The sequence below is a fragment of the Saccharothrix deserti genome (assembly GCF_009769385.1).
Taxonomy (GTDB): domain Bacteria; phylum Actinomycetota; class Actinomycetes; order Mycobacteriales; family Pseudonocardiaceae; genus Actinosynnema; species Actinosynnema deserti.
In genome coordinates this window covers 20,188-27,417 of sequence record NZ_VKAB01000066.1, presented here as the reverse complement: position 1 = coordinate 27,417, position 7,230 = coordinate 20,188, and the positions used below count along the sequence as shown (strand labels likewise).

At 68.6% G+C, this 7,230-nt stretch carries 8 protein-coding genes; 4 read left to right on the top strand and 4 right to left on the bottom strand.

Features of this window, described 5'->3' with window-relative positions; all coding sequences use genetic code 11:
• On the bottom strand, positions 1–140 hold a 140-nt coding region (locus FM051_RS46770), incomplete at its 3' end, for an S-adenosylmethionine synthetase N-terminal domain-containing protein (RefSeq protein ID WP_238413180.1).
• Here FM051_RS46770 and FM051_RS46765 point away from each other — a divergent pair.
• A complete protein-coding gene (locus FM051_RS46765; protein WP_158853891.1) occupies positions 87–635 on the top strand; it encodes an NAD(P)H-dependent oxidoreductase in 549 nt (182 codons plus the stop codon). The two genes, FM051_RS46770 and FM051_RS46765, sit on opposite strands and share 54 nt — an antisense overlap.
• A 10-nt stretch (positions 636–645) precedes the next feature.
• On the opposite strand, the gene FM051_RS46760 is transcribed toward FM051_RS46765, so the two are convergent.
• The gene (locus tag FM051_RS46760; RefSeq protein ID WP_158853889.1) at positions 646–1,380 is read right to left on the bottom strand and encodes an enoyl-CoA hydratase/isomerase family protein; all 735 of its coding nucleotides are present in this window, start codon (positions 1,378–1,380) and stop codon (positions 646–648) included.
• A gap of 481 nt (positions 1,381–1,861) precedes the next feature.
• Here FM051_RS46760 and FM051_RS46755 point away from each other — a divergent pair, with 481 nt between their 5' ends.
• Together FM051_RS46755 and FM051_RS46750 are read left to right on the top strand one after the other, a co-directional pair.
• Positions 1,862–2,698 carry a hypothetical protein gene (locus FM051_RS46755; RefSeq protein WP_158853886.1) on the top strand — a complete coding sequence of 279 codons (837 nt, stop codon included), beginning with the start codon at positions 1,862–1,864 and terminating at the stop codon, positions 2,696–2,698.
• Entirely contained in the window at positions 2,691–4,226 is a 1,536-nt protein-coding gene (locus tag FM051_RS46750; RefSeq protein WP_158853883.1) for an MFS transporter, read from the top strand. The genes FM051_RS46755 and FM051_RS46750 overlap by 8 nt, the downstream gene beginning before the upstream one ends.
• Positions 4,227–4,463: 237 nt before the next feature.
• Here the strand turns inward: FM051_RS46750 and FM051_RS46745 are convergent, their stop codons facing one another.
• Positions 4,464–4,868 (bottom strand): MerR family transcriptional regulator, encoded by a 405-nt coding sequence (locus FM051_RS46745; RefSeq protein ID WP_158853880.1) that lies wholly within the window; start codon positions 4,866–4,868, stop codon positions 4,464–4,466.
• A gap of 818 nt (positions 4,869–5,686) precedes the next feature.
• Between FM051_RS46745 and FM051_RS53510 the strand changes: the two genes are divergently transcribed.
• Positions 5,687–6,784: a hemolysin family protein gene (locus tag FM051_RS53510; RefSeq protein ID WP_338019543.1), complete on the top strand. Its 1,098-nt coding sequence runs from the start codon at positions 5,687–5,689 to the stop codon at positions 6,782–6,784.
• Here the strand turns inward: FM051_RS53510 and FM051_RS46735 are convergent.
• Entirely contained in the window at positions 6,704–7,102 is a 399-nt protein-coding gene (locus FM051_RS46735) for a MerR family transcriptional regulator (protein ID WP_158853877.1), read from the bottom strand. The two genes, FM051_RS53510 and FM051_RS46735, sit on opposite strands and share 81 nt — an antisense overlap.
• Positions 7,103–7,230 lie beyond the last annotated feature (128 nt).

Sequence of the window (7,230 nt, the reverse complement as noted above, 5' to 3'; positions counted from 1 at the left end):
GTCTCCACCGCGACGCGCGACCGCGGGTCCTTGGCCAGCAGCGCGTCGAGGATCGAGTCGCTGATGGCGTCGCAGATCTTGTCCGGGTGCCCCTCGGTCACCGACTCACTGGTGAACAGCCTGCTGCCGTGCTGAAGCATGCATCTCCTCGAACTCGAAGCCGCGTGGGCCGTGCTTCCGACGCCTCCAGAGCCCCGGTTGTGGCGGTGGCCAGTCTCGGTGTTGAAGCGCGGTTCAAGTCAAGCCGCGACCCGCTCCCCGCGCCCGTGGTCGCGTTCCGACGGCGGATCGAGGACGCAGCCGCGCTGCTGATCTGCACCCCCGAGTACGCGGGCGGGCTGCCGGGCTCGTTCAAGAACCTGCTCGACTGGACCGTCGGCGGGATCGAGATCGGGGACAAGCCGACGGCTTGGATCAACGTCTCCGCCTCGCTCACCAAGGCCGCCAACGCACACGAGTCGCTGCGATTGGTGCTCGGCTACACCGGTGCCGCGATCGTGGAGGAGGCGTGCGTGCACCTCCCCGTCAGGCCGGAGATGATCGGTCCCGACGGCGTCATCACCGATGAGGACGTGCGGCAGGGGATCTCCCGTTCCCTGGCGGCACTCAGCGCCCGATGTGCGGTGTCGACCTGACGTTCACGGTCTACCGCACACGCTCGTTGCGTGTAGCGACATAGGATCGGATCACGTCCAACACCTTGTCGTCGTCCCACACCGAAGCCACGTCCGGGTTGCCGGCATCCGCGCGCACCTGCCGCTTCGTCCACGCGTAGAGGACACTGGGCGCGTAGGTCATCTGGGTCGCGGTGGCGATCGCGGAACCGAGGAGTTCGTCACCGCCGACCACCTCGTTGACCAGTCCGATGCCCAGCGCCTGCTCGGCGCTGTACAGCGCGCCGCGCAGCGCCAACTCGGTCAGCACCCCCGGTGTCACAGCATGGCGGAGGATCTCGATCCCCATGCCGGGAAAGGGAATGCCCGCGCGCAGCTCCGGGGTGCCGATACGACCGGCGTCCCGTGACATCACCCGGTAGTCGCATGCCGCGGCGTAGATCGCACCCCCGCCCACAGCGTTGCCGTTCACCGCGGCGACAGTCGGGTACGGGTGGTGGAACAGGGCTGAAAAGCTCTCGACCAGCGCTTCGCGGAACTCGGTGATGCGGTCGGGGGCCGCCAGCAGCTCGTGCAGATCGATGCCCGCGCTGAACATCGCCCCGGCACCCGTCAGCACGACTGCGGTTTCAGCGTCGGCCGCAGCCATGAGGAGACCGGTGAGTTCGCGACACACGTCCGGCGTGAGGGTGTTCGCCTTGCCGTGGTTCAACCGCAACACCGCGACGCGCTCATGCGTCTCGACCTCGACGTGATGTGAACCCATCAGCCCTCCGATCCCGTGGCACGGACACTACCGCCGGCCTCTCCGTTGACAATCGACTACAAGTCGCAATGGCAGGCTTCACTCAAATGGGTGCTTGTGGTTGGTGCGTGATCTAAGGACTAGCGTGGGGTCCAGTTCCTGTCGCCTCCGTTGATCGGGTAGGCGATCGCCGGCCGCGAGACTCGGCGGGCACCGTCACTCGTCGCGGAGCGGCGCCAGGAGCAGCTGACATCGACCTGTCCCGCGCCGCCGCAGGTGTGCCGGAAGACGAGCGGGTGCGTTCACGCAGGCTGCGGGTCAGACCTTGGCCGAAGGCCTCCATGGTCTGCTGTGGACGATGGCAGCGCTCAACCGCTCCCCGGCCCGGCGAGTACAGCGCGCTTGTCGGCGACGCGAACGCCCTGCCCCCGAAATGGTCCTGGGGGAGGACGTTTCGTGGTTTCATCTCACCTCCCCTCCAGACCTGCCAGGACCGGACGCCATGACTTCGAACCACTCCACGCCGCGCGACGAAGGTCGGTGGACGAACACTGCGGTGTTTCTCCCGGAGCCCGAGCGGCACGACGGCACGGCGGCGCTGTGGCACGTCGAGATCGACCTCGATCGCCACCGTGAGCTGCGGAATCAGCTCGTCAACGGGCAGCCGACCGTGCCGATCGCCTCACTGGTGCAGATCGCGGCAGAGGCTGCCGTCTCCTTCGCACCGGAACTGGCACCCGTTCGGTACACGGACCTCCAACTGTCGCGCCTGCTCCGCGCACCCGCCGCGAGGTGGCCACGCCGCATCGACGTCATCGCCACCCGAACGGGCGAAACCGTGCACGTCTGCATCGACAGCCCGTCCGTCAACGCCGTCCCGACGGTCGAATACGCCCGGATGACCGTGCACCTCGGCGTGCCCGACACCCCGGAGGCCGAGGACTGGCACGACGTGGAACCGCCCGCACACCCCTCGTTGATCGACCACCGTTTCGACGGGTACCTGCTTCCCGGCGACGCGCTGGACGCGCTCCTGCGCACCGCAGCCCCTCCGGAATCGATCACCTCACTACGGTCGATCGACATCCCCGTACCGGCGGACGACCGCGAACTGGCACGGCTCCTGGGCGCTCACGTCGACCTGCGCCACTACTCCACCCCGGACGGTGAGCGGTACACCGCGACCACCGCTGACGGCACGGTCTTGGTCCGACTGGAAGGTGTGACCAGCTCGAGCCCCGATCTCGCCACCATGCGGCGCCACCGGACCGGCGCCAAGACACCAGGTCGAGCGGCTGATCGCAAACGGCCGGCGCGAGGTGCACGCGACGGTGGCTGAACCGGACTTAGCGCGGACACAGGCGACGGACTCGTCGTTCTCCGCACGTCGGTGGACCCTTATAGCCGCCTCCACCGCCACGTTCATGGTGATGCTCGACAGCACTGCGGTGACGATGGCGTTGCCCGGCATGCGTGCCGAACTCGACGCCGACTTCAACGGTCAGCAGTGGGTCGTCGTCGCCCACGCCGTACCACTTGCCGCGTTCCTGCTGACCGGCGGCGCACTGGCGGACCGCTTCGGTCGAAGGCGCGCGTTCCGCGCGGGCGCGCTGCTGTTCACCGCCGGCTCGGTCGCCGCGGGCGTCGTCGGGACACTGCTCGCGCTCGCCATCGCCCGAGGTCTCCAGGGCGTCGGCTCTGCCCTCCTGCTGGCAACGGCCTCGACGCTGGTCGCACAGGAGTTCCCCGGCGCAGCGCGAGGGAGGGTGTTCGGCGGCCTGGCCACCGCTGCGACGCTGGGTCTGGCGCTCGGGCCCGCGGTCGGGGGTGGCCTGGCCGAGGTCGACTGGCGGCTTGTCTTCCTGTCCGTCCTGCCGGTCGGCGTCCTGCTGCTGGCAATCGGCGAGGTACGACTGCGCGTCGATCGACCAACCGCCACGACCCCCGTCGACTGGCCCGGTTTCGTCCTGCTCAGCGCCTGCCTCGCACTGGTCGTCCTCGGCTTGCTCCGAGGTCAGGCCCTCGGCTGGACCAGCACCCCTGTCCTGGCGATGTTCGCCGGGGCGGAGTTGCTGCTGGTCGTGTTCCTCCTGGTGGAACGCGCACGTGGTGACAAGGCCATGCTCGAACTGGCGCTGTTCGGCAACCGGACCTTCCTCGGGGTCTCCCTGGTGACCTTGCTGTCCAGCGCCATCAGCCTGGCCGCCGTGTTCCTGGAGGTGCTCCACCTCCAGAACGTGCTGGGGCACTCACCCCTGGGCGCGGGCCTGCGCCTGTTCCCACTCACCTTGACGTTGATCGCCACCACCGCCGTCACCCGACGTATCGGCACGAGGTTTCCGCCTGGGGTCGTTGTCGGCACGTCGACCCTGCTCATCACCATCGGCGCGGGGCTGATCACCCTCGTCGGCCCGGACAGCACGTGGGCCGCCTTGCTACCCAGCATGATCGTTCTGGGTGCCGGCATGGGAATCGGCATCGTCGTCCGACACGACTACTCCGCCCGTGCGGTCGAGCCCCACACAGCGAACACTGCGACACGGATCAACGAGACCTGCCACCACGTCGGCGTCGCCTTGGGGGTCGCGGCCTTCGGTGCGCTCTTCCAGTACCGCGTCGTCACGGGCATCGATCGGCAGGACCTCACCGCCACGACCGGCCACCAGACCGGGGACATCGGCCGCGCTGTGGCAGCGGGGGCGGACGAAGGCCTGCTGCCTGCCGGCGTCGCCGGAATCGTCCGTGGAGTGTCCGTCGCATCCTTGGGTTTCGTCGCGATCGTCTGCGTGGTGGTGGGCACCGTCATCGCGTTCGTCGCGTTCGCCTACATCCATCGCCGCGACCTACACCCCACGGTGACACCGTGACCTGAAGGCCGCCTGACCGCGCCGACTCCGATGGCGTCCCGCGAGCGTCCTCGATCCACACACCGACGCTGCCTCCGACGGCCACAACCAGGCGCTGCTTCGGCTCTCGACCTCGTCGTCGCCGAGCTGAAGCCGGCCCAGGTCAACCGGCGGTTGAGCGCGGCCGGGTGGTGGCGGTGCTTCGCCTTGGGATCGCCACCACCCGGTTCGGTCCACAGCCGGATGTGTCGAGCGCTCTCAACGATCCGATGTGACCAACAGCGGGCAGCCGACCACCCGAGGGCACTCGACCAGCTGCGGGCAGGCGCAGGCGAGGGTGGAGTTCAGCGTTCTGAGCCAGGCCTGGCGTTCCTCGATCTCACGTTGGATCTTGTTGCGACGTTCCGCCGCGATTTCCTGCCACGACCCGTCCGACTCCTCGGCCTCGTGCAGCAACGAGGCGATCTCGGTCAGGCTGAACCCGATGGTCTGACAAGTGCGGATCATCGACAGGCGGTTCAGCACGTCTCGCGGGTAGTGCCTCTTACCGCCGATCTTGGAGCCCTCTTCGATCAAACCCACTCGCTCGTAGTAACGCAGTGCCGATGAGGCCACGCCCGATGCTTTGGCCACTTTGTCGATCGGCAGAAGATCCCCTGTCATGCTCGTCCCCCGAGGTCGGTCTGCCCGGCCGCTGCTGCCCTGCGGCGCGGCAGTGTCAGTCCATCGGCGCGGGATGGTTCTTGAACAGGTACCGGGACGGACCGGAAGCCCGCCGTCCGGACATTGTCCTCAATGATTTCGACGCGAGAGTTACCGGACTTGTCGATGTGACTCAGCTCTCGTGCACTCCTCCTTGAGATTGGTCCTGCTCCAAGGCTTACGTTCGCCACTGCTACGGCATGGTCTGGTCCCGTGTCGAGCATGTGTCCGATCCGCCCGGCCGGGGCTGCGGATTGCCGAAGTGGCGACCGCGGTGTGACGAAGGTGCGCCGTCCGGCTCGGAGGGTGGTAGCACTTCGTGCGGCCATCACCGAGGTGGTAGCCGCCGTTCGGGGACGCATGCCCGCCGCTCGATCCGCCCGTCGGCGGTCAGTGGGACGGTGCGCTGACGGAAATACGGTCCGGAGCGCCGCCAGGCGCAACCCGTGATCGACCTGGCCCTGCTGTACCAGCTGAAGTTCCTCGGCGTCTCACTGGCGACCATCCCGGTGGTCTTCGGCATCGCGACGGATCGGTGGCCTGGCCGGCGATCTCATCGCCGGGCGCCCCGTCAACGTCGTCATCCAACCCGCCGACCCCCGCCCGACACCTCCACGATCGAGGTGTTGCGACGACCGATTGAATTCACCGGAGCGCGAGAGGCGTCCCGGTGCCCGCACGCTGGTCAAGTTGGCTCGGGATCCGAACCGGTTCCTGGCCACCATCCAGATCGGGATCACCCTGGCGGGTTCCTGGCGTCGGCGACGGCGGCGGTGTCGTTGGCCGAGCCGCTGGTGCCGCTGCTGGACTTCTTCGACGGTGCCGCCGAGGCGGTGGCGATCGCGCTGGTGACGGTGGTGTTGACGTTCCTGACGTTGGTGTTCGGGGAGTTGGCGCCCAAGCGGTTGGCGATGCAGAACGCGCTGCGGTGGGCGCTGCTGGTCGCGCGCCCGCTGGACGTGCTCTCGGCGGTGTCCCGGCCGGCGGTGTGGGCGTTGAGCGCGTCGACGAGCCTGGTGGTGCGGTTGTTCGGCGGCAGGCCGGACGCGGAGTCCGAGCAGATGTCGCCGGAGGAGCTGCGGGAGCTGGTGTCGGCGCAGCGGGGCCTGAACGTCGAGCAGCGGATGATCATCACCGGTGCGTTGGAGATCCACGAACGTCGGCTGCGGGAGGTGCTGGTGCCGCGGCGCGCGGTGGTGACCCTGGCGGCCGAGACGGACGTGGCGGCGGCGCGCGCGGAGTTGGCCGCGTCGGGGCACTCGCGGGCGCCGGTGGCGCGTGGCGGGCATTTGGACGACGTGGTGGGTGTGGTGCACCTGCGTGACCTGTTGGACGACCGGGGCAGTGTGGGGGAGGTGGTGCGGCCCGCGGTGGTGTTCCCGGACACGGTGCGGGTGTCGGACGCGTTGCGGCGGTTCAAGGCCGAGCGGGAGCAGATGGCGCTGGTGGTGGACGAGCACGGCGCGGTCGCGGGCATGGTCACGCTGGAGGACCTGCTGGAGGAGATCGTCGGGGAGATCTACGACGAGACCGACCGCGACGTGATGGCGGTCCGGGCCGCCGAGGACGGTTCGCTGGTGCTGCCCGGCACCTTCCCCGTGCACGACCTGGTCGATCTGGGGGTGGAACTGCCCGATGCGCCCGACCGCGACTACGCCACCATCGCGGGCCTGGTGCTGGCGGTCCTGGGGCACATCCCGGAAGCGCCGGGTGAGCGGGTCGTGGTGTCGGGGTGGACGATCGAGGTGCTGGCCGTGGAGCACCACGCCATCACCCGGGTGCGGTTGCGGCGCGGGTCAGGGGAGGGGCAGGTCGGGCGGGATCTGCAGGGCGACGGTGATCAGGGAGTGGACGCGGGTGGCGACCGCGGCCAGTAGGCCGTGCACCTCCGGTGAGGCCGTCTCGGCGGCGGCCTGGAGGGTGCGCAGGTCGGTGTCGATGCGGTCCAGGATCGCGCCGACGTCGGCGTGTTGGTTCTTCAGGGCGGTGGCGATCTCCTCCAGGGGAACTCCCTGGACTTCCAGGCGTTGGACGAGGTGGATGCGGTCGACGTCGGCGGGGTCGTAGAGGCGGTAGTTGCTCGCGGTGCGCTTGGCGGGGGTGAGCAGTCCGAGGCTGGTGTAGTGGTCGACGGTGCGGGGGCTGACCTGGGCGCGGGCGGCGAGTTCGCCGATCTTGAGCAGGACGTCGGTCACTGTGGTCTCACCTCCGTGTACTCACCGTCAACCGTACAGTGTCGCGTGCTACCGTGAAGTATGCCTGATGATGCCGACATAGAACCTTGTAGTAGTCGGCCGGGTGGGACCCGGCTGATCATGGATTC

What these genes read in the sequence shown, in the direction of transcription:
- FM051_RS46760 (WP_158853889.1), bottom strand. Translation starts at nt 1,380, where the DNA reads ATGGGTTCACATCACGTCGAGGTCGAGACGCATGAGCGCGTCGCGGTG.
- FM051_RS46755 (WP_158853886.1), top strand. Translation starts at nt 1,862, where the DNA reads ATGACTTCGAACCACTCCACGCCGCGCGACGAAGGTCGGTGGACGAAC.
- FM051_RS46745 (WP_158853880.1), bottom strand. Translation starts at nt 4,868, where the DNA reads ATGACAGGGGATCTTCTGCCGATCGACAAAGTGGCCAAAGCATCGGGC.